Annotated in this window: 18 protein-coding genes, 1 rRNA gene and 2 pseudogenes; 9 read left to right on the forward strand and 12 right to left on the reverse strand. The window is 42.6% G+C overall.

Going from position 1 to position 20,494, the window contains the following annotated elements; translation table 11 throughout:
• Positions 1 to 213: 213 nt before the first annotated feature.
• From V7L97_RS07005 to V7L97_RS07025, 4 genes and pseudogenes are all read right to left on the reverse strand, one after another.
• The gene (locus V7L97_RS07005; protein ID WP_333654536.1) at positions 214 to 1,299 is read right to left on the reverse strand and encodes a DMT family transporter; all 1,086 of its coding nucleotides are present in this window, start codon (positions 1,297 to 1,299) and stop codon (positions 214 to 216) included.
• Positions 1,296 to 1,894, reverse strand: a pseudogene (locus V7L97_RS12990) (fused MFS/spermidine synthase). The gene V7L97_RS07005 and the pseudogene V7L97_RS12990 overlap by 4 nt, the downstream one beginning before the upstream one ends.
• Positions 1,895 to 1,983: 89 nt before the next feature.
• Positions 1,984 to 2,856: a spermidine synthase gene (locus V7L97_RS07020; protein ID WP_333654541.1), complete on the reverse strand. Its 873-nt coding sequence runs from the start codon at positions 2,854 to 2,856 to the stop codon at positions 1,984 to 1,986.
• A gap of 495 nt (positions 2,857 to 3,351) precedes the next feature.
• Positions 3,352 to 3,714 carry an ArsR/SmtB family transcription factor gene (locus tag V7L97_RS07025; RefSeq protein WP_333654542.1) on the reverse strand — a complete coding sequence of 121 codons (363 nt, stop codon included), beginning with the start codon at positions 3,712 to 3,714 and terminating at the stop codon, positions 3,352 to 3,354.
• A 58-nt stretch (positions 3,715 to 3,772) separates the two neighbouring features.
• Here V7L97_RS07025 and V7L97_RS07030 point away from each other — a divergent pair, with 58 nt between their 5' ends.
• The 6 genes and pseudogenes from V7L97_RS07030 (at position 3,773) to V7L97_RS07050 (ending at position 7,744) form a co-directional block, all read left to right on the forward strand.
• Positions 3,773 to 4,369: a UbiX family flavin prenyltransferase gene (locus V7L97_RS07030; RefSeq protein WP_333654543.1), complete on the forward strand. Its 597-nt coding sequence runs from the start codon at positions 3,773 to 3,775 to the stop codon at positions 4,367 to 4,369.
• A 50-nt stretch (positions 4,370 to 4,419) separates the two neighbouring features.
• The gene (locus V7L97_RS07035; protein ID WP_333654545.1) at positions 4,420 to 4,668 is read left to right on the forward strand and encodes a hypothetical protein; all 249 of its coding nucleotides are present in this window, start codon (positions 4,420 to 4,422) and stop codon (positions 4,666 to 4,668) included.
• A gap of 70 nt (positions 4,669 to 4,738) precedes the next feature.
• The gene (hemH, locus tag V7L97_RS07040) at positions 4,739 to 5,677 is read left to right on the forward strand and encodes a ferrochelatase (protein ID WP_442891779.1); all 939 of its coding nucleotides are present in this window, start codon (positions 4,739 to 4,741) and stop codon (positions 5,675 to 5,677) included.
• Positions 5,652 to 6,884, forward strand: coding sequence for a protoporphyrinogen/coproporphyrinogen oxidase (locus V7L97_RS07045; protein WP_333654549.1), 1,233 nt, complete (start codon positions 5,652 to 5,654; stop codon positions 6,882 to 6,884). Before hemH ends, V7L97_RS07045 begins: the two co-directional genes overlap by 26 nt.
• 324 nt (positions 6,885 to 7,208) lie before the next feature.
• Positions 7,209 to 7,394, forward strand: a pseudogene (locus tag V7L97_RS12995) (transposase); the annotation flags it as partial.
• 68 nt (positions 7,395 to 7,462) lie between these two features.
• Complete coding sequence (locus V7L97_RS07050; protein WP_333654552.1) at positions 7,463 to 7,744, forward strand: hypothetical protein; 282 nt, start codon at positions 7,463 to 7,465, stop codon at positions 7,742 to 7,744.
• An 84-nt stretch (positions 7,745 to 7,828) separates the two neighbouring features.
• Here V7L97_RS07050 and V7L97_RS07055 read toward each other — a convergent pair whose 3' ends face one another.
• The 6 genes from V7L97_RS07055 to galT all read right to left on the reverse strand — a co-directional run bounded on the left by V7L97_RS07055 (position 7,829) and on the right by galT (position 15,387).
• Positions 7,829 to 8,347 carry a hypothetical protein gene (locus V7L97_RS07055; protein ID WP_333654555.1) on the reverse strand — a complete coding sequence of 173 codons (519 nt, stop codon included), beginning with the start codon at positions 8,345 to 8,347 and terminating at the stop codon, positions 7,829 to 7,831.
• Positions 8,348 to 8,580: 233 nt separating this feature from the next.
• Positions 8,581 to 9,837, reverse strand: coding sequence for a class I SAM-dependent RNA methyltransferase (locus V7L97_RS07060; protein WP_333654557.1), 1,257 nt, complete (start codon positions 9,835 to 9,837; stop codon positions 8,581 to 8,583).
• A complete protein-coding gene (locus V7L97_RS07065; protein WP_333654558.1) occupies positions 9,821 to 10,174 on the reverse strand; it encodes a response regulator in 354 nt (117 codons plus the stop codon). Before V7L97_RS07065 ends, V7L97_RS07060 begins: the two co-directional genes overlap by 17 nt.
• Position 10,175: 1 nt before the next feature.
• A complete protein-coding gene (locus V7L97_RS07070) occupies positions 10,176 to 12,992 on the reverse strand; it encodes a PAS domain S-box protein (protein WP_333654559.1) in 2,817 nt (938 codons plus the stop codon).
• On the reverse strand, positions 12,938 to 14,389 hold the full coding sequence (locus V7L97_RS07075) for a glycogen synthase (protein WP_333654560.1): 1,452 nt from the start codon (positions 14,387 to 14,389) through the stop codon (positions 12,938 to 12,940). Before V7L97_RS07075 ends, V7L97_RS07070 begins: the two co-directional genes overlap by 55 nt.
• On the reverse strand, positions 14,386 to 15,387 hold the full coding sequence (gene galT / locus V7L97_RS07080; protein WP_333654563.1) for a galactose-1-phosphate uridylyltransferase: 1,002 nt from the start codon (positions 15,385 to 15,387) through the stop codon (positions 14,386 to 14,388). The genes V7L97_RS07075 and galT overlap by 4 nt, the downstream gene beginning before the upstream one ends.
• A gap of 59 nt (positions 15,388 to 15,446) precedes the next feature.
• On the opposite strand from galT, the gene V7L97_RS07085 reads away from it, so the two are divergent.
• The 3 genes from V7L97_RS07085 to V7L97_RS07095 are packed head-to-tail and all read left to right on the forward strand — an operon-like array spanning position 15,447 to position 18,803.
• Positions 15,447 to 16,415, forward strand: coding sequence for a ribonuclease Z (locus V7L97_RS07085; RefSeq protein WP_333654565.1), 969 nt, complete (start codon positions 15,447 to 15,449; stop codon positions 16,413 to 16,415).
• Positions 16,416 to 16,418: 3 nt separating this feature from the next.
• Positions 16,419 to 17,801 (forward strand): adenosylmethionine--8-amino-7-oxononanoate transaminase, encoded by a 1,383-nt coding sequence (gene bioA / locus V7L97_RS07090; RefSeq protein ID WP_333654568.1) that lies wholly within the window; start codon positions 16,419 to 16,421, stop codon positions 17,799 to 17,801.
• A gap of 15 nt (positions 17,802 to 17,816) precedes the next feature.
• Entirely contained in the window at positions 17,817 to 18,803 is a 987-nt protein-coding gene (locus V7L97_RS07095) for a LysM peptidoglycan-binding domain-containing protein (RefSeq protein WP_333654571.1), read from the forward strand.
• Between the two features lie 28 nt (positions 18,804 to 18,831).
• Here V7L97_RS07095 and V7L97_RS07100 read toward each other — a convergent pair whose 3' ends face one another.
• Together V7L97_RS07100 and V7L97_RS07105 are read right to left on the reverse strand one after the other, a co-directional pair.
• Positions 18,832 to 20,265 carry a sigma-70 family RNA polymerase sigma factor gene (locus V7L97_RS07100; protein ID WP_333654574.1) on the reverse strand — a complete coding sequence of 478 codons (1,434 nt, stop codon included), beginning with the start codon at positions 20,263 to 20,265 and terminating at the stop codon, positions 18,832 to 18,834.
• Between the two features lie 122 nt (positions 20,266 to 20,387).
• Positions 20,388 to 20,494, reverse strand: a 23S ribosomal RNA gene (locus tag V7L97_RS07105); the annotation flags it as partial.

Here is a 20,494-nt window from a genome sequence, read left to right on the forward strand (position 1 = left end):
CTTGTAGGATCACCAAGAACTCTGAATGTCTCTGCAATCCCCTGCATGGCATCTTCTGACTTCATCTTCTTTCTGACAGAAGATACCTTCCTTCTGTCAATGTAAGTAACCTCGCAAACCTCTTCTTTACCTTTTCTCATCTTGTTTTATTTTAATGAATATATGAACAAATATTCAAATATAAAATGACAAGCCCAAATGAAGGCTTATTTGTCAGTGTCCATGATAGTGATGGAGGTCCGGGACATGGGCATGGGAATGCACCAGAAGGCTATGTTCATGCTCGTGGCAGTGCGGTTCAGAACAGCCATCACCATGTTTATGATTATGGTGTTCATCATGGATATGCCTGTGCTCGTGGGATAATTCCTCATGTTCATGCTCGTGTTCATGATACTCCTTTAAAACAAGTCCGGTGCCAGCCAGCATAAGCGCTGTAGCAATGACCAACTGGATGGTAATCGGCTCATGAAGAAGTAATATAGAGACGATTGCTCCCAGAAACGGCGCTGTGCCAAAGTAAACACTTGTGCGTGATGTTCCAAGGTATCTTAAGGCGTATACAAAAAGGACAAGGCTTGCGCCATAACTGAAGGCTCCAAGAATCAGTGCGCCAGTGAGCGGAAAAAGGGACGGCATCTGATTTCCTGCCGTGAAAGCGATTATTAAGGTTGTAAAACCTGCGACAAGCCCCTTAATACAGGCTATGGAAAGGGGGCTGCGGTGTGAAAGCTTCCTTGTCAGGTTGTTGTCAAAGGACCACATTAGACACGCCATCATAACAAGGATTGAGCCTGGCTGTAAGGACCATCCTCTGGAATAGGGCGCATAAGTGAGGGTCAAGCTGGCCGTAAGCATAAGCACTGCCGCCATCCAGACACGTCTTCCAACCGATTCCTTAAATATCAGTGAAGCTGTCAGAGTGGTAAGAATGCCCTCTATATTCAGTAACAGAGAGGCTGTAGAAGCCGATGTTATAGAAAGCCCGTAAATCAGAAGGATGGGGGCAGCAATTCCGCCGCAAGAGATGGCTCCAGAAAGATATAGATAATCCGAACCCCTCAATCTTGATTCATTAAAGGGCATATGCTCTCTCGTCGTAAGACGGCGTATTACAAATAAAAGAAAAAGTCCAATCCCGCTTCCAAGATACAGAAGCCCGGCTAATGGTAGCGGTGACATCTCTCCGAGCAACAGCTTTGCAACAGGAGTGCTCATGCCGAAAAGGCTGGCAGAGAGAAGGGCAGCCATGACTCCATATCTGGTGGAGTTATGATAGTTGTGGTTGTTGACCATCATGTCACATTAATGTTGATAGAGGTTTCTATCCGTTTATCCTGACAATTCTTCTCTGTTTTGCGACTGAAATCCATAAAAAGCAGAGAAGCCGAGATAATCAGCAGAAGCACTCCCTGAGAGAGTATGAGGGTATTAACCCCTGCTATAGCAATCAGATAAAATGAGGTCGCAAGAGTGCCTGCTATGCTCCCAACGGTTGAAAGGGCATACAGATTGCCGACAGTATTTCCGACAGACATAAGGTTGCGGGTCTGAAGTTTCACAACATACGGGCTGACAGCCCCGAGAAAGACTGATGGGATAAAAACAGCGCGCCCGAAGCAAACAAAGGACTCAATCTTTCTCCAATATCCAACTCGAATATCCAGTCGCAAACTGCCTTTCCATAAAAGGGAAATGCCATAAGCATAATTGCCGGGACAATGATAATCAAACCGGGCTTCCTTATGGATGGGGTTAGGTCTGCAATCTTCCCGCCCCAATAATACCCCGCTGAAAGGCCTGCCAGAAAGGTGCTTATCAGGCTTCCCCATACAAAGACAGAATTGCCGAAGTTTGGAGCGAGCACCCTGCTTCCGAGGATCTCAAAGGACATCACAACTGCACCGCAAATAAAAACGATTATTTTTTATGAGCATAATTTCCCCCTTGCCTAATCATAAACTTTCATATGCCTGTATAAATTCACAGGGGCAAGTCATCAGTCAGGACTTTAGCATCCATCCTGTACTCATCACAGTATTCGCATGTCCAGCTAATACCGGGTAAATCTATATCCATTTTTCTGGACATCTGAATTTTTCTGGCCCTTTGATAAATATCTTCCCTTCCTTTCATGACACTGCTCTTAGTGGCTATAAAAATAAAATTATTGGACTTTCTGCCCTTAAATATATAAAGGTGTGGGAATGCCTTATCGTATGTCGCAACCATGGAATCAAAAAACCTATTTCTGAACTGGGACAGAATATTTGAAACAACAACCCCTCCTTCCTTCAATTTGCCTTTTACTTCCATCAAGAATTCAATTGTAGTGAGGTGGGAAGGTATATCACCGCCCTGATAAGCATCAAGGAAAATCACATCATACTTCTTGGGTGTTCTTTTAATAAATACCCGGCCGTCGGTAGCATACATTTTCATATTCCTGCCTTCTTTAAAATAAAAGTATCTTTTCGCTATATCCACTATTTCGGGGTCAAACTCGACAATATCAATATTGGCCTCAGGATAGTATCTATTAAAGTATTGCGGCATCGATCCCGATCCGAGGCCGATAAAAAGCACATCTTTTGGGTCCTTGTCCAGAAAGGCCAAAGAAACAAAGGATATTCTGGCATATTCAAAAAGGAGTCTTTCGGGTGCGTCCATATAGATTCCACCCTGAACCCCTTCCCTTTTGTTACTGTAGTAGAACCTCTCTCTTTTTACTGCATCTTCAAGCACAGCAATATGCTGATAAAGGGAATCCTTCTGGTAAAGAATTTTTTCTATTCCCATGGCATTGTTCAAAGGCGCTATTAAAAAAGACAGCACTGCAATTATGATTTTCAACATATACCCCTCCCATTAAGGTGATTTTTTCTGTCTGCTGAAAATTGCTTGCTTAATTTAAGGGGGGTGAGAGGCCTGAGAATGCTGCAAGGAAGCCGTTATTAGAATATACATGGCTTCTTTGAAATGGGAGTGCTTTTAGAGGCTTCCCTGTGAAAAACAGGATATCCGCAACTGCCGTATCTGCCGGAGCAGTAAAGTGTTCGAATAAATTGCTTTGCCTGCTAACTGGTCTTGACCCAGATATTAGATGGGGATGATTTTCATAATGGCTGCTGTCATGGCCTTCATGCCCGATTGTGCAGTATTTGAGGCGTTAAATCCGTGTGATATTTCGTCATGTGCGTGAATGTGGATTATGGGGAATATCACGGAAGCAGTCAACAAAATGAAAGCGAACAGGAGAGATGATAATTTAAACCGCTTTAGATGTAAAAACATGTCTTAATATTACACAACGGAATAAAGGGTTTCAAGGGTGCGAATTGCTATGTTGAGTCATCTTCTTATGCGCTTTAAGAATTCGTCAAACACCCATTTTATGCCTTTCGCGTCAAGGGAATAAAAGACATATCTTCCCTTTCTCCTGGATTTGACAAGCCCAAGTTCTATCAGTGTTTTCACCTGATGGGCAACGTTGGACCGCGTTGTACCTATAACAGCCGCTATCTCGGGTGCGCACATCTCGTCGAAACACAGGGCAGATATGATGTCCGCCTTTGTAGGCCCACCGATGGCTTCGAATATCTTAACGATTTCCTGCATGGTGCGGTCGGATTTCATCTTCTTTCTGACAGAAGATATCTTCTCTTTATCAATATAGGCAGTTATACAATACTTTCTCTTCTTCGCTTTTCTCATGTCTTCCATTTTATTAAAAATATATAAAATATTCAAATATTTTTAGTATACTAATCCTATGAAAAGATATATCCTTGCCATAACAGGCGCAAGCGGCTCGATATTCGGCGTAAGGCTACTTGAAGAGTTGCTCAAAGTTTCAGAAGTTCATCTCGTAATATCGTCAGATACCTTCTCAATAATTAAAGATGAGACAGAAATAGACTGGACAACAGAAAAAGGGTCAAAGGCAACTGAGGGAATAATCAGAAGACATTTTAAGACAGACCGGTTGTTTTTTTATGAAGATAAACAGATGGAAGCACCTATAGCGAGCGGCTCGTTTAAGACAGACGGGATGCTTGTTGTGCCATGCTCCATGAAAACCCTTTCAGGCATTGCCAATGGATATGCAAACAATCTCATTGAAAGGGCTGCCGATGTTGTGATAAAAGAAGGAAGACCTCTTTTGCTTTCTCCCCGTGAAATGCCATTCAGCGCAATACACCTCGAAAATATGCTGAAACTTGCTCGGCTCGGCGTAAAGATAGCGCCGCCTGTGCCTGCCTTTTATCACCAGCCGAAAAACATGGATGACATTGTGAATTTTATTGTAGGGAAGATACTGGATAGCTTCGGCGTGGAGCATGAACTATTTAAGAGATGGGGAAGTTAAGCATATGATTTATCTCATATTTCTAACATCCTGTATCTGCTAAAAATATTATGAAAGAGAGTTGTCCAGGAAGCAGCGAAATAAGAACACCGTTTCCCGAAGAGTTAATCTGTGCATATTGCATGCACAAAAACGAGATATGGACAGATGAGCCTGATACTGTATGCAAGGGATGTGGGAAAACTATAACACGGGATATGAAGCCTTCATGCCTGCAGTGGTGCCCTGCAGCCAAGGAATGCGTTGGTGCCGAGAAGTACGAAAGGTTGATGAAAAAGCTGAAAGAACAAGGTTCTTGAATCCTACCATTTGAATTTTTCGGGTTAATCCAGTATCCTTAATTTTGTGATAGGCATTATCCTTTTAAATATGGGGGGGCCTGACTCTCTCGATTCGGTCGAGCCCTTTCTGCGCAATCTTTTCTCTGACAGAGATATCATAAAGCTCGGCCCATCCTTTCTCCAGAAGCCCATTGCATCACTCATTATCCGCAAAAGATTAGAAAGTGTCATAGAAGCCTACAGCCTCATCGGCGGCAAGTCCCCCCTTCTTGATATCACAAACGCGCAGGCAAAAGCACTTGAAAATTTATTAAATTCGAAATTCGAAATTCGAAATTCGAAATTTAGGGTATATGTCGGCATGAGATACTGGCGTCCCTTTATTGAAGAGGCCGTTGATCATGCAATGAGAGACGGGATAAGCAGGATTTTAGCATTAAGCCTATATCCACACTACTCAATTGCCACCACAGGTTCTTCTGTGAAAAAGTTTGAAGAGGCGATAAAAAAATACCATGTGGATTATTTCTCGGCGATATCATGGTTTAATCACCCGCTTTACATTGATGCACTCGTTGAAAATATCCAGAAGGGAATAAAGACTTTTGACAAAAAACCCGTTGTCCTTTTCAGCGCCCACAGCCTTCCTAAAAAGTTTGTCGATAAGGGCGACCCTTATGTCAATGAGATAAAAGGGACTATAGATGCAATCCTGAGAAAGGTCGACATAGAGTGGCATCTCTCTTACCAGAGCAAGACAGGGCCTGTGAAATGGCTTGAGCCCACAACTGAAGAAGTGCTCCATGAGCTTGCAAAAAAAGGTGTGAAAGACCTTCTTGCAGTGCCGATCAGTTTTGTATCAGACCATATCGAAACCCTTTATGAAATAGACATGCTTTATAAAGACATGGCTCGGGGTCTTGGAATGAATCTCAAGAGAATGGAATCGCTGAACACATCTCCAAAATTTATAGAAGCTCTGTCAGACATCGTGATAAAAAATGCAAAGGATTTGGGGTGGATATAATAAAGTGGACAAATACAACATTATCATAATAGGAGCAGGCATCAGCGGATTGAGTCTGGCTCACTACTGTGCAAAAGAAGGGCTTAAGACATTAGTCATCGAAAAAACCGAAAGGGTCGGCGGCACTCTGCACTCCCATAGTTTTGAGGATACCGGTGGGTTCTGGGTCGAGATAGGCGCCCACACCTGCTACAACTCTTACAGCAATTTAATAGGGATAATTGAAGAATGCAGGATTCTCGACCGCATTATCGGCCGTGAAAAGATTCCATTCAAAATGCTTGTGGATGGACAGATAAAATCCATTCCTTCACAGCTTAATTTTCTGGAACTCCTGCTCTCGATACCAAAAATTTTTAGCCTGAAAAAAGAAAGGCAGAGTGTAAGGTCTTATTATTCAAAAGTCCTCGGCAATAAAAATTTCGAGAAGGTTCTCTCTCCTGCCCTCAATGCCGTAATATCACAAGATGCAAGCGATTTTCCGGCAGACATGCTATTTAAAAAACGGGCTCGCAGAAAAGATGTTATCAAAAAATTCACGTTGACAAATGGCGTACAGACAATAACAGATTCCATTGCATCGGAAAAGAATATCGAGATATTGAAAGGCACAGAGGTTCTTTCCGTAAACTTTAATAACGGCTCTTTCCAGACAATCACAATCAATGCAACTTATAATTCAGATACACTCGCCATTGCTGCTCCTGCATCGGTGGCATCGAAACTTCTCAGAGATTCGTTTCCACAAACAGCAGAAAGTTTGGCGGCAATCAGTGTCAAAAGTGTTGAGTCTGTTGGCGTTGTAGTCAAAAAAGACCTTGCAGCTTCGATACCGCCTGTCGCAGGAATAATCCCTTCATCAGACAGCTTTTATTCGATAGTGTCAAGAGACACTGTGAAGCACGATTCTTATAGAGGATTCACATTCCATTTCAAACCCGGCATTTTAAATAACGATGCGAAGCTAAAGAGGATAGCCGAAGTGCTTGGAATTAAGACGGCGCAGATCGAACATATAGCTGCAAAAGAAAATTTTGTGCCTTCCCTCAATGTTGGCCATGACGCATTGGTCGGCAAAATAGAACAATCAATATCAACAAGTCGATTGCTTCTCACAGGAAATTATTTCGACGGCATGGCAATAGAGGACTGCGTTACAAGGTCGCTCAAAGAGTTCTTACGCCTGAAAAAACTGCTGGGGCGATAGCTTGACAATCCTGCCATATTTCCCGCCATTTCGTTTTTTATCCATAATACCACGAAATACGAAATAGTGAAATATTTTGCAGTTGATTTTATTAGGAATTATTTAGATTATTAGTAGATTATTAGAGATTATTAGGGACACATCCCATATTTTTTGACATTAAAATAGCTGTTCTGTAAAATTACTGCACGCCAAGGATAGCAAGAGCGGTTGCGGTAGGATTCCCTCATCATATAATCCAAAGGGGAAATAATAAAGAAAAGGTCTTCTTTGAAGAGGAAGACAGACAAAAATATCTGGAATTACTAAAAAAAATACTCAGACAAATGGGAATGCCCAGTCATTGCATATTGCCTTATGGGAAACCATGTCCATTTGCTTGTGAGACCTAAACGCGAGGAATCTCTTTATAAAATGATGCAAGGACTAACGCTTTGTTATACCCAGCATATCAACAGGAAATATGAAAAACAGGAAGATTGTGGGAAAGCAGATACCATTCCTGCATAGTTGACAGAGAACATTATTTATGGGCTGTGGCAAGATATATTGAGCAAAATCCAAAGCGTGCAAATATAGTGAAAAAAGAAGAGGAATACCCCTATTCAAGCGCAAAGGCTTATATCGAAGGCAAGAGAGACGACATATTAGGCGAAAAACTTTTTAACGATAATCACCGGAAAGACTATATAGCATTTATCAGAGAGAGCATTACAGAGGAAGAGATACAACGCTTGAAGTATTCAACGAGAACTGGAAGACCTTTCGGTAGAGAAGAGTTTATAAAGAGGATGGAAAAGAAGCTGAACAAAAGGTTCATATTACAGAGACCTGGCAGACCAAAAGGGCAAAAGAATTAAATAGGGGATGTGTCCCTAATTAACTAATTAAGACTTGGCTCCGGCGATTTCCTGCTCTGCCTCCCACGGAGGCTAACAGGTCCTTCAGAGGCTGCTTGCAACTACCTTCTTTGTATCCTCAGCAATAAGATGGCAGTCAACACGGATGGAATGATTTTTAAGATGTGCTTCTGTCTGCTTTTTTGCCTTGTGGCACAGCTTTCTGAGGATGTCAAACCTCTTTCCATAATAAAGCCACGGGAATATATCGTTTATGTCCGATGCTTTGAAGGGTTGAAGTTCATGAGAGCCGACCCCTGCATTTTTGAGCACAGTAAAAGCATCTCCTGTTGTCGGCTTCTTTGTCTGCCACAGAGAGACCTGCAGGAGATTAAGCCAGTTAAGGACTAAATGGATTTTTGATGGGCAGGAATTTGACTCTGCATTGCATGAATTGACGGTGTTAGAAATTGCGTCAAAGACATTTTCTGTATTATCAACAGTTACATAGACATCGTCTTTATAGCGGAACAACTCCTTGTGTGCCTGTTTTGCCACTGCACTGTCGCATATTATGACTTCATGATTTTCCTTCAGGTTGTCTATAGGACACAAAAGCGGCATAAATAATTTTACCTTAAATTAAACCTTAAAATACATGTTAGGTACGGCGAAAAGACTTTAAACCCTGCACTTGTAGAAACATTTATCTTGTATCCGTATTCTACAACATTGGATACTTCTTGGGTGAATGCGTTTATTATCTTCTATAACTCACTTGAAATAGCACTTTTTAAAGTCTTTGAGCCGTGCCTAACATGTATAAGATGCTCATATATAATTTATTATTATTATTATTACTTCGTCCTCAAAAACGCCAATGACTCGATGTGATAGGTCTGCGGAAAGAAGTCTATCATCCTTATAGATTCCAGTTCATATGCAGCAAGGAGCTTTTTCAGATCCCTCGCAAGGGTCGCGGGATTGCATGACACATACACAATCCTTTCAGTCACCATGTCGAGTATTTTATCCATTGCAGCGTTTGTGAGACCCAATCTCGGAGGATCTAATATTATGATGTCGGTGGAATCTTTGATATTTAAACCCTCGATTGATGAACGGATGAATCTGCAATTTTTTATGCCGTTTATTTGTAAATTCCTCTTGCCATCCTCTATGGCAAAAGGGTTTTCCTCGACAGCAATCACCTCGCCTGCATCAAGGGAAATGGGAAGGGAGAAGTTTCCTGCACCTGAGTATAAGTCCAATACCCTTTTGCCTTTAAGTGGCTGCAGTCTGCCTTTTACAAATCTAACAACAGCCTGATTTAATCTCCAGTGGCTCTGGAAAAAACTCATGGGCGATATAGTGTATTTTAAACCCTCAAGGTCGAGTGTTATGTAATGGTTTCCATATTTTAACAACCGCTTTTCTCCGGAATCGATGAATACCCCGGAGAACCCTGCGTGCAGAAATGCCGGGGCAAGCTCAGGCCATTTCGCAGGTTGTTTCCCCTTAGTTTTTATCAGTGCAATAGCTCCATCTCCATAAGATATATGCACCTCGCTGACTGCATGGAGATGTCCGCTTTTTCTCAATGTATCCTTGGCTTTCAGAAGATATCCGTTTATCTCCTCTGTCATAAGAAGACAGCAGTCAATATCGATTACCTCTCTTGTCTTCTCTCTGTAAAATCCAACCTTTTCGTGCGAAACCTTGAACTGTCCCCTGTACCTGTAATGCCATGGATTATCGTAAATAAGGGGCTTTGAAAGTTCTATGTCTATTTTCCCTATTCTTTTTAGAGAGTCCTTGAGGATTTCTTCTTTTAATTTTATCTGCCCCTGGTAGGAAATGTGTTGGGACTGGCAGCCGCCGCATAAGCCAAAGAATTTACAATTGGGTTCTATTCTGTCGGGAGAGGGCTCTAATATCTTTGTTGTCGAGGCTGTGTAATAATCTTTCCTTTCCTCTTCTAATTTTGCCTCTATCGTCTCTCCGGGGATAGTGTTTTTTATGAATACAACTTTCCCCTTCCATTTGCCGATGGAAAGACCGCCATATGCAGGAAGTTCGGCCTTAAGGGTGATTACCTTATTTTCTGCCTTCAATTATCTGTCTTATAGTGGCCTTCAGATTGCTCAGGTCCGATGATTTGACCACATATGCATCAGAAACCCAGACAGAGAAGTCATCCCGGTAATCATAGGCAGTGAGCATTATTATAGGTATATCGGGCTTTTTCTCCTTCATCTGCCTTAATACCTGAATGCCGTCGATATCGGGCATCAGGACATCGAGGGTAACAAGGTCGGGATTTTCACTTTCAAAGATATCCATTGCCTCCCGCCCTGAGTTGGCTGTGACAACTGTATATCCTTCGTCCTCAAGCTCTGCCTGATAGAGTTTCAATATGTTCTTCTCATCATCCACAACCAGTATCTTCATATCATTCCTCCTCCAAAGGTAGATATATTTTAAACTTTGCACCCTTACCCCAGACACTTTCAACTTCTATTTTACCACCATGCTCCTCGATAATCCTCTTTGTTATGGAAAGCCCGAGTCCTGTCCCTGTGGGACGGGTAGTAAAGAAGGGATCGAAAACACGGTCGATATCTTCTTCTTTGATGCCGCATCCGTTGTCTTCCACCTCGATTACGGTCTCTCTCTTTTCTGTCCTGTGTCCGAAAAAGTCTGCCTCGGAATATGTTTTCCCAATATAAGCCCTTATGATTATATTCCCATTGTCCGTTGCCTGGTTGGCATTGGCGACTATATTCAAAATAGCCTCTTTTATTCTGTCATAGTCTATAAACGCCTCTGCCGGATATTCTATTTCCTTTATCAGTGCGTTGCCCCTGTCGTATATTGTAGGCTCAAGGAGATTAGCGATATTATCGATGAGTTCGTTTATATCAACCTTTTTCCTGTTCAATCTTGCACTCTTTACAAAACTCAGGGTATTGTTCAATATCCCTTCGAGGCGCTGCACCTCGCCCACTATTATTTTTGCATGCTCCTTTAAATCTCCATCGAGCCTCTTTTCGAGCCTCCTTGCAAAACCTCCTATGGAAAGGAGCGGGTTCCTTATCTCATGGGCCACCTTTGCCGCCATCTCCCCGAGGGCAGCCATCCTTTGAGCAGATGCGACCTTTTCCCTTAATACCTTCATCTCGGTTATATCTTTTATGAGATGGACGGTTCCCACCACCTCTTTTGATTTATCCAAAACAGGAGAGCAAGATACAAGATAAGCCTTTCCTGTCTTTGGATCATGAAGTTCCTGCGTAACCGTCCCTTTTATCTCCCCTTTGTAATGGCATAATGACCATTGCTCTGACACATCCCTGAACACCTCGAAGCTGTTCTTTCCTATTATCTCCTCCGCCGGCCTGTTCAGCAGTTCAACCACCGCCTTATTGACCTTCCTCACAGTGAAATTAATGTCTGTTACATAGAGGTAGTCGGAAATAGATTCGAAGATATTCTCCAGCTCCTGCTCTGCCTGCGCCACATGCTCAAAGAGGCTTGCATTTTCTATGGCAGATGCTATCTGGTCAGTAAAACCCTTTAAAAATTCCATATCGTGTTCTGTTATAGGCCTCCTTGAGAAGAGGTTGTCAACCCATAAAACCCCTATTACCTTATCCCTCGATATCAAGGGAACCACGGCATATGCCATTGTCCCGAGCTGCTGGATGAGGACAGGGTCTGACAGGGGTTCTGAATGGATATCCGTGACATTGAAGGCTATTTTCTCCTTAACAGCCTTTGTGAGTATTGTTTCTATATCGAGGGAAATCTCTATTCCGCAGCAGAGCCTGTCTATGAAAGAATCTTTTCTAAGGGGGCTGTCCTCTATCTCCTCTATCAGGGAGTGGAGATTCTTGTGTTCCATGGATAATCTGGACCATATCTGCCACGCCTCTTCATGGCTCGCAGGGCCGACACCCATTGCCCCCTTTAAAACCCTTTTATCCTCATCTAAAAGAAAGAGCATTGCACGGTTAAATCCAAGGCCGTCCCCCATCGTAACCGCTGTAAGAACCATCCTGAGGAGCTTGTCCAGTTCAAGCGTCCCCCTCATTGCAGAACTTATGAAGAAGAGCCTCGAAAGCTCGTTGTTCTTTTTCAGCAGCTCTTTTTCTATCCTTTTTTTCTCTGTTATGTCCCTGGCTATTCCGCTTATGCCGATTATATTGCCGATGGAATCCTTTATGGGAGAAAGGGTAAGACTGACATCGATAAGCCTTCCATCCTTTGTCCTGCGCACGGTCTCTATGTCCTTTACGGTCTCTCCGCTTTTCACCCGCTCGCTGTAATTTTTTTCCATGTCAACAAGAAAGTCAGGAATAAAGGGAAGGTACCTGCCTACGGCCTCTTCCTTTGTGTAGCCGTAGATCTTTTCTGCACCTATATTCCATGATGTAACAACTCCGTTTAAATCAGAGGTTACTATTGCATCGGCAGTGTTTTCTATCAATCCCTGAAGATAATCCTTTAATTCCTCGACATGGTTTTTTGCCTCTATGGCCTCCCTTTCCTGTTTCAGGGCCTTTTCGTAGAGGATCGATTTGTCTATTACAATGGCAACAATGGATGCAATGCCCTCGAGAGTGGTAATGTCGTCCTCTGTAAAAGAAACTATAGAGCCGTCAGGCGACATTTTGTCGAAAAGTCCAAAGGTTCCTATTATCTGGTCCCTTATCTTTAGAGGAGTGCATATGGCTGTCTGGATGTTTATATTTGGAGCGATGGTGCCGAATTCCTCGGGGCTTTTGACCAGTATTGTCTTTCCTTCCGACGCCGCCTTCCCTGCTATCCCTTCACCCATGCATACTGTTACTCTCTCTTTAATTTCTTCGGGAAAACCAAAAGATGCCCTGATTTTAAGCTTGCCTTCTTCTATAAGGCGTATCATGCATCCTGTTGCATTGAACAGTTTTGTGGCATCTTCAGAGATTTTCTTCAGCAGCTCATCGAAGTCGCTTATGGATATGATTGCCTTTGTTAATTCATATATGACAGTAATCCTGTTGAGCTGCTCCTTTGTGATCTTGTAAAGCTCTATGTTCCTGTCAACGGTCTCCTGAAGCTTTTTAAGCACTTCCCTGTCGCTGCCCAAAAAATTCTCCATGGAAAAGTCTTTTTGATCCTGTATATTCGCCTGCATATTTGATAATTCCGATGTGTTTTCTGTCATGCCTTTTACCTGCTGAATTTCCTGTAAAGCTCCAAATACAGACCGGCAGATCTTTCCCATGAGAAATCCCTGCCCATTGCGCTTTTTATCATCCTGTGCCACGCTCCTTTGTCAGCATAACCCGTCAATGCCCTGCTGATGCCATCCATCAGACCCCTTGAAGAGTATTCATCAAAAAGAAAACCTGTCTCTCCATCTTCTATGGTATCCGTAAGTCCTCCGGTCTTTCTCCCTATGGGTATCGCTCCATAGCGCATTGCTATCATCTGCCCCAGACCACACGGCTCATATCTCGAGGGCATGAGGAACATGTCGGATCCAGCATATATAAGGTGTGCAATGGCTTCGTCAAACCCTGAATAGAAGAAAAACCCTTTAGCAAATCGTTCCCTCAGGGAATTAAGCAGTGTCTGGAAATAGTCCTCTCCTTTTCCAAGTATAACAATATTTACACCCTTTGCAATTATTTCGGGAATGGCATCTGCAAATATGTCTATCCCCTTCTGGCTCGAAAGCCTGCCGATAAACGACAATAGAGGAGCATCGGCATCGCCCTCCAGAGAGCACAGCTTCATCAGTTCGGCCTTACATTTCGTCTTGCCTGATAATCTGCTTCTATTATAGGAATATGGAAGGAATTTGTCGGCAGACGGGTTCCACTCATTATAGTCTATGCCATTGAGTATCCCGTATATGCGGTCTGCCCTCTTCCTCAATATGCCGTCAAGTCCGAAGCCTGATTCGGGTGTTAGTATTTCCTTTGCATAAGTCCTGCTTACGGTAGTAATGATGTCTGCTCCAACTATGCCCGCCTTAAGGAAGTTCACATTCCCGTAAAACTCCACACCTTCCATATTAAAAAGCTCCCATCCAAGCCCTGTTATCTCCATGGCCTGAGGAGGGAATATCCCCTGATAACCCAAATTGTGTATGGTTATGACAGATATCGTTTTTCTGAACACATCTGCATTGCTATAAAGGGTCTTTAAATAAATGGGGATAAGGCCTGTTTGCCAGTCATTGCAATGCATAATATCGATGTCTATGTTCAGTCTTTTAAGTGCCTCAAGAACACTTTTGCAGAAAAATGCAAACCGCTGGTCATTATCCGGATAGTCGCCGCGTGGAGTTCCATAAAGCTCATCCCTGCCGAAATATTCTTCATTGCCGATAAAAAAAACTGACCCTTGACCCCCCACAGGGTTTTGTAGATTGACCCTTGACCCTTGGAATACCTTGCATTTTCTGAATGCCTTTCCGAGGGGAATGTCTATTGCAATGCCCGTGTCCTGAATCTCTTCTCCGAACTGCTCTGCTGTCCTTTTATAAAGGGGAATGAATAGAAATGCCTCGATACCCATATGCAGATATTCTTTAAAAAGAGTCCCTGTTACATCAGCAAGCCCCCCTGTTTTTGAAAAAGGGACAGCCTCTGATGTTACTATCGCAACCTTCATTGTATCTTTGCTTCTCTGAGGAATTTCGTTGCCTCTTCCGGAGGTGTGGGGTTAATAAAGAATCCTGATCCCCATTCAAAACCTGCCCTCCTTGTGAGTCTCGGAAGAATCTCAAGATGCCAGTGGTAATAGTCGTTAATCTCTTCTTTAAACGGAGATGTGTGGAGTATGAAGTTGTATGGAGGTATGTCAAGGACCCTGTCAATCTGTTTCAGAACCCTCTGCAATATTTCTGCAAAGCTTGCGAAGCTCTTTTCAGGGGGATAGAAATAGGATTCGTGCCTTTTCGGCAGTATCCATGTCTCAAAAGGGTCCCTCGGCGCAAAGGGTGAAAGGGCTACATATCTTTCATTTTCATAAATAACCCGTTTCCCTGACTCCAGTTCCTGACTGATTATGTCGCAGAAGATGCAACGCTCTTTGCTGTCATAATATTTTTTTGATGATTCCATCTCCTCTCTCACGGTCTTGGGAACAATTGGAAGGGCTATCAACTGGCTGTGGCTGTGTTCCAGGGATGCTCCTGCAACTTCACCTTCATTCTTAAAGATCAGGACATACTTGAAGCGCATATCTTTCTTAAGGTCTGTAAGCCTGAAATAGTATGCCCAGAGGACATCCTCCACTGCGCGCTGGGGCATTGTAGCGAGGGACAGTTGATGGTCAGGCGTTTCTATAATTACCTCGTGGGCGCCGATACCGTTCATCATATCGAATACACCTTCTCCCCTTTTATTGAGGTCCCCGTGTATCTGCAATGCAGGGAATTTGTTCGGCAATACCCTTAGCGTCCAGCCCGGAGAATTCGGGGGCGTGCTCGCAGGCCTGAAGGCTAATATCTCCGGCGGTGTTGTATGCTCATTGCCGGGACAGAAAGGGCAGAACCCTCCTGCCTTCCTTTTTTGCGAAGGCGATATGAAGTCCGTGGGCCTTTTTCCCCTTTCAACTGATATGATTACCCATCTCCCGGATATAGGGTCTTTTCTCAACTCAGACATAAATCCTCCATTTACTTCCTGCTTTCCACTTGCTGCTTAAATGTTATAATTATACCACTATGAAGCCAAGTTTTCATGCAAGGCCTGTCAATGGGCCGTTTGAGGATCCATGCGTTTATGTAAGAATCTTGAGAGAAAAAAGGGCTTTGCTTTTTGACCTCGGATACATGGGGAGACTCGAACTGGGCAATCTCCTGAAGATAACGGATGTTTTTGTGACCCATATGCACATGGACCATTTTGCTGGATTCGACACGGTCTTGCGCGGAGTCCTTAAGCGAGATATCCCTCTTAGAATCTTCGGCCCTGAAAATATCATTCAGTGCGTAGAAGGAAAACTCAAGGGATACACATGGAATCTGATAAAGGATTATCCATTAAAAATAGATGTATTTGAAATAAACGAAGACTCTATATCCCATGCAGGCTTCTATGCTGAAAACTCTTTCAGAAAAGCAATGCATCCAACGATGATATTTGACGGGATGATAAAAAAAGAACCGTTATTTAAGATACAGGGAGTTCTTCTCTCTCACCAAATTCCTGTGATGGCATATTCCCTTGAGGAGGAGTTCCATATCAACATTAACAAAGCTCTTCTGACCGAGAAGGAACTTCCTGTTGGTCCATGGCTTTCGGATTTGAAAAAGGCAATCAGAGAAGGAAGTTCTGATGATACAATATTTGAGGTTGATAACAAAACCCTGAGTCTAAAAGATTTGAAGGAGGTTGCCACCATTACAAAAGGGCAAAAGATTTCTTATGTGATGGATATGGCGCCTGCGGATGAGAATATAGAAAAAATTATCCCATTCGTAAGGGGCTCTGATATATTGTTCTGCGAGGCATATTTTTTAGAAAAAGACAGGGACAGGGCTGAGGAGAGGCATCACCTGACAGCAGCTATTGCAGGAAGGATCGCAAGGGAGGCAAATGTGGGAAGCCTCGAAATCATGCATTTTTCGCCGAAATACAGGCATTGTGCGGATGAGTTGTATAATGAGGCGATGAGGGAGTTTAAAGGATAAATTATGAGTTATCTTGACGAGATAAGAAAACTGGAAGAAGCTGACAAAAAATTCATCTGGCATCCATTCACGCAGATGAAGGACTGGCTTGAAGAAAAACCGATAATCATAACCGAAGGCAGTGATTGTTTTGTAAAGGACGCTTACGGCAAGTGGTATCTTGACGGTGTTTCTTCAATATGGGTGAGCATACACGGGCACAGGAAGAAAGAGATAGATGATGCAATCAAAGAACAACTCGATAAAATTGCACATTCAACATTGTTGGGGCTTGGGAATATCCCATCAATCAAACTGGCAGCGAAGCTCATTCAATTATTAAACTCATCACTCACCACTCATCACTCATCACTAAATAAGGTCTTTTATTCTGACAACGGCTCAACTGCTGTTGAAGTCGCCCTGAAAATGGCCTTCCAATACTGGATTCATAAAGGAGTAAAAGGCAAGCATTCATTCTTATCTCTTAAGAATGCATACCATGGAGATACCATTGGTGCAGTAAGCATTGGAGGGATTGACATATTCCATGATGTATTTAAGCCGCTTCTGTTTAAGACTTATAAAGCACCTTCTCCCTATTGCTACAGATGCGACTTTGGAAAGACTCCATTGGAATGCTCATTCGCATGCCTTAAAGAACTGAAAAATGTCTTGGAAAAACATTCCAGGAAAATAGCTGCGCTTATCATCGAGCCTATTGTTCAGGCTGCAGGCGGGATGATTGTATGGCCCGAAGGCTATTTAAAAGGCGTGAGGGAGCTATGCAATAAATACAATGTGCTTTTGATCGCAGATGAGGTTGCAACAGGTTTTGGAAGGACGGGAAAAATGTTCGCGTGCGAGCATGAAAATGTAGTTCCTGATATTATGTGCCTTTCAAAAGGGATAACAAACGGATATATGCCGTTGGCTGTCACGCTATCAACGGATGAGATTTACAATGCATTTTTAGGCGAGTTTAAAGATTTAAAAACCTTCTTTCACGGCCATTCATACACAGGCAATCCTTTAGCATGTGCTGCTGCGATTGCAAGCATTGATTTGTTTGAGAAAGAAGAGATATTAAAGAACATGCAGCCAAAAATCGCACTTCTTGAAGAAAGATTAAAAGATATAGCAGATTTGCCAAATGTCGGCAATGTGAGAAGCAAAGGTCTTATTGCAGGGATAGAGCTTGTAAAAGATAAAACTACAAAAGAGCCGTATCCATGGGAAGAAAAAATAGGATGGAAGGTTGCTTATAAGGCAAGAGAAGAAGGGGTCTTGATACGGCCATTGGGTAATGTCATCGTCATCATGCCGCAGCTCAGCATAAGCATCAAAAACCTCAACTGCTTGATGGATGTAATAAAAAGGGCTATAATTGCGGTAATAAATAATTAGAAGAGGAGAGGAGCAATGAAGATTTATACATCAAATAATCTTTTCAGGTTTCTTGTCATTTCAGTTCTCGTTCTATTTCCAGCCATACTTATAGCAAGCGAATACACCATAAAACAAGGTGATACTTTATGGGACATATCTGAAGAGAGGATGAAAGATCCGTTCCTCTGGAAAAAACTCTGGAAGGCGAATCCGCACATTAAAAATCCTGATCTCATTTTTCCGGGGCAGAAACTGAACATCCCAGGTGAGGTTGTAGAAAAGAAAAAAGAGGAAATACGGGAAGAAGTTGGAGTTGTTCCTAAAAAGGCAGAAAAAGAAATAATCCCTGTAAAAATCACGCCAAAAAAGATAACAGCACAAAAGAGAAATTATCTCACTTCAAGGGAAATCCTCTTACAAAGTGGTTACATCTCCGATAATATAAAAAGTATAGGTAAAATATATGGGTCGCCTCAGAGAAAAACACTTCTTGGCCGTGGAGATTATGTGTATATAGAAACTGACAGACCGGCAAACATAAATGACAAATTCTACATAATAGGTAAACCTGAGAAGGTAATACATCCGGTAACAAAGGATGATGTCGGCTATCTGGTTCGCATTAATGGCGTAATAGAAGTAGTGGGAGAAAACAACGGAAACAAAAAGGCATTGGTCATTGAATCATACAATGAAATCGCAATTAATGACATGCTCCTAATCTTCTATCCTGTGGAAGTGTCTGTGGAGCCCGATAAGGAGAGGCGGCCTGCCGTCAATGGAAACATTATAAGGCTGTGGGATAAATACAATATGAGCGGTGTCGGCAGTGCAGTTTATCTCGATAAAGGGGCATCAGACGACATAGAGATCGGAGATATGTTCGATATCATTTCCAGCGAAAAACCCCATATTCCCCTTGGAACAGCACAGGTAATAAGTATCAAAGATAAGACTTCTGTGGCTTTATTAATAAAGGCATTAAGCGAAGTTAAGGCTGGCGATCTGTTCAGAAATTAAGAAGGGCTGCTTCAGCAGCCCTTCTTAATTAAGTGGTGAGTATCTTTAATGCCCTTAGTCTGCTTGGATGTTTGAGTTTCCTCAGGGCCTTTGCCTCAATCTGTCTGACGCGTTCTCTCGTTATCGAAAGATACCTGCCGACCTCTTCAAGGGTGTGATCCCTGTCAACGCCGATGCCGAATCTCATCCTGATGACAGTCTCTTCCTTTGGTGTCAGAGTCCTCAATACCCTCTGGATCTGCTCTGAGGTCTCTATCCTTTCGGCATCTGAGTATGGAGAAGGGCTTGTTTTATCACCTATAAAATCTTCAAGCTCTGTGTCTTCATCTCCAATGGGGGTTTGCAGTGCTATAGGGTCCTGGATAGCCCTGAATACCTCTTCAACCTTTCTTACAGGCACAACAAGTTTCTTACCAATCTCCTCATTAGTCGGCTCCCTTCCAAGCTGCTGTGTGAGTTCCCTGGAAGCCTTCGTAACACGGTTATAGAATTCCATCATATGCACAGGAACACGGATTGTCTTGGTCTGGTCAATAAGCGCCCTCGTAATAGCCTGTCTTATCCACCATGTTGCATATGTACTGAATTTAAAGCCCTTTTCATATTTAAACTTATCAACAGCCTTCATAAGGCCAATGTTTCCTTCCTGAATAAGATCAAGAAGAGGCAATCCTCTGCCAACATAGTTCTTTGCAATATTGACTACCAGTCTGAGATTCCTCGTTATAAGCTCGTTCTTCGCCTCTGTCACAAGATACCTCGCCTTTGATATCCTGTTCCATATGTCTTTTAACTCATCGACCTTTATCCCTGCCTCTGATTCTATTCTTTTATAGTCAGCCTGCACCTCTTTTAAGAGCAACTCTAACTTCTTAGTATTCTGCCCTTTTTTCTTTTTTTCATTTATAGCTGCCCTCAATCCCTCCAGGTTGCCGTATTTTTTTATCTTTTTGTCTGCATTTTCAACAAGTTCCATCAACTCTTCAATCCTTGAAAGAGTTTTTATGAGGGCTTCATTAACCTTCTCTTCTTCTGTTAAAAGCTCTCCTTCCTCTTCCTCTCCTTCTTCAGGATCGCTCATTTCTTTTATTCTATTATAGAGGGGCAGACCTGATGTTGTTTCCTTTATTATTTCCCTTCCCTCTTCAAGCTTTTTTGCAAGCTCGGTTTCCTCATACTTTGTGAGGATAGAGATATCACCCATTGAATTGAAATAGGCCTGAACAAGGTCCTCAGCACGCTCTACCTCTTCTGCCTCTTCCTCTATTTCTTCCTCTGCTGGTACGCCCTCTTCGTAGTCAACAACTTTAACACCCATGTCACTGAGGACATCCATAAGATCTTCCAGTTCGTCAGGCGAAAAGAATTCAGACGGCAGGGCCTCATTTATTTCGTCGTATGTGAGAACTCCACGCCTCTTTCCGAGATTTACAATTTCCTCAAAAATATCTCTTTCTTCCATTGACTTACCTCTAACCCCTTTGCACGCAAAAAAAATTAAAGAAAGGTATCCCTTTCTTTAATTATATAATGCAATTTATATATTGCAATAAAAAAGTTTGACAAAGTATGGGAGTAAGGAATAAGGTCAAGGCGCACGGTCTATTAGTACTGGTAAGCTGAACACATTACTATGCTTACACCTCCAGCCTATCAACGTGGTGGTCTACCACAGACCTTTAGAATCTTGC

The sequence above is a fragment of the Dissulfurispira sp. genome (assembly GCF_036745535.1).
GTDB lineage: Bacteria > Nitrospirota > Thermodesulfovibrionia > Thermodesulfovibrionales > Dissulfurispiraceae > Dissulfurispira.

Coding starts and splice junctions, on each gene's coding strand:
- V7L97_RS07065 (WP_333654558.1), bottom strand. CDS start 10,174: ATGAAGATACTGGTTGTGGATGATGAGAAGAACATATTGAAACTCTAT.
- galT (WP_333654563.1), bottom strand. CDS start 15,387: ATGTCTGAGTTGAGAAAAGACCCTATATCCGGGAGATGGGTAATCATA.
- V7L97_RS07055 (WP_333654555.1), bottom strand. CDS start 8,347: ATGCCGCTTTTGTGTCCTATAGACAACCTGAAGGAAAATCATGAAGTC.
- V7L97_RS07095 (WP_333654571.1), top strand. CDS start 17,817: ATGAAGATTTATACATCAAATAATCTTTTCAGGTTTCTTGTCATTTCA.
- V7L97_RS07045 (WP_333654549.1), top strand. CDS start 5,652: ATGCAAAGGATTTGGGGTGGATATAATAAAGTGGACAAATACAACATT.
- V7L97_RS07070 (WP_333654559.1), bottom strand. CDS start 12,992: ATGGGAAAGATCTGCCGGTCTGTATTTGGAGCTTTACAGGAAATTCAG.
- V7L97_RS07035 (WP_333654545.1), top strand. CDS start 4,420: ATGAAAGAGAGTTGTCCAGGAAGCAGCGAAATAAGAACACCGTTTCCC.
- V7L97_RS07020 (WP_333654541.1), bottom strand. CDS start 2,856: ATGTTGAAAATCATAATTGCAGTGCTGTCTTTTTTAATAGCGCCTTTG.
- bioA (WP_333654568.1), top strand. CDS start 16,419: ATGAGTTATCTTGACGAGATAAGAAAACTGGAAGAAGCTGACAAAAAA.
- hemH (WP_442891779.1), top strand. CDS start 4,739: ATGGGGGGGCCTGACTCTCTCGATTCGGTCGAGCCCTTTCTGCGCAAT.
- V7L97_RS07085 (WP_333654565.1), top strand. CDS start 15,447: ATGAAGCCAAGTTTTCATGCAAGGCCTGTCAATGGGCCGTTTGAGGAT.
- V7L97_RS07030 (WP_333654543.1), top strand. CDS start 3,773: ATGAAAAGATATATCCTTGCCATAACAGGCGCAAGCGGCTCGATATTC.
- V7L97_RS07100 (WP_333654574.1), bottom strand. CDS start 20,265: ATGGAAGAAAGAGATATTTTTGAGGAAATTGTAAATCTCGGAAAGAGG.
- V7L97_RS07005 (WP_333654536.1), bottom strand. CDS start 1,299: ATGATGGTCAACAACCACAACTATCATAACTCCACCAGATATGGAGTC.
- V7L97_RS07075 (WP_333654560.1), bottom strand. CDS start 14,389: ATGAAGGTTGCGATAGTAACATCAGAGGCTGTCCCTTTTTCAAAAACA.
- V7L97_RS07025 (WP_333654542.1), bottom strand. CDS start 3,714: ATGAGAAAAGCGAAGAAGAGAAAGTATTGTATAACTGCCTATATTGAT.